This window comes from Paenibacillus sp. YAE3, assembly GCF_057546105.1.
Map to the genome: position 1 here is coordinate 1 of NZ_BAAIYF010000046.1, position 552 is coordinate 552.

The 552-nt window shown below is 58.7% G+C and carries 1 protein-coding gene; it reads right to left on the reverse strand.

All coding sequences use genetic code 11. From position 1 onward, the window contains the following. Positions 1-552, reverse strand: a 552-nt coding sequence (locus tag AC27KL_RS28105; protein ID WP_487171803.1) for a histidine kinase dimerization/phospho-acceptor domain-containing protein, incomplete at both ends; no start/stop codon positions are given.

Consider the following 552-nt stretch of genomic DNA (forward strand, 5'->3'; position numbering starts at 1 on the left):
TGGCGAGCACCAAAAATTCGTTCACGACCGATTGGATGCGATCCAGCTCGGAGAGGATCGTCTGAAAATACTCCCGCTTGTAGTTGCCCTCCTGAATGAACTGGATGAAGCCGCGAATCGAGGTCAGCGGGTTGCGGATTTCGTGCGCGACGCCTGCGGCCAACTGGCCGACGACAGACAGCTTTTCTGATTTTCGCAGCAGTTCCTCGGTCTTTTTCAGCTCGGTAATGTCGTGGCTGATGACCAACAGGCCGATGCGCCTGCCGTCCGGGTCGAAGAGTGGAACTTTGCGCACGTCAAAAATGCGCGATTCTTCCCGACTGACGAAAATGATCTCTTCCAGGCGGACAGGCTTGCCCTCTTCCCACGCCCGCTTGTCCGACTCGGCGCATTGCAGCAACGCGCTCCGGTAATGGGGGGACAGTCGCGCCAGCTCCTCGTCGTGCTTGCCCTGGTACGGGACATGCTCCAGCTCAAAAATGCGCAGGCAGCAGTCGTTTGCCTCGATCCAGTGGCCCTCGCCGTCCTTGAAGCAGACGGAATCGGGCATGG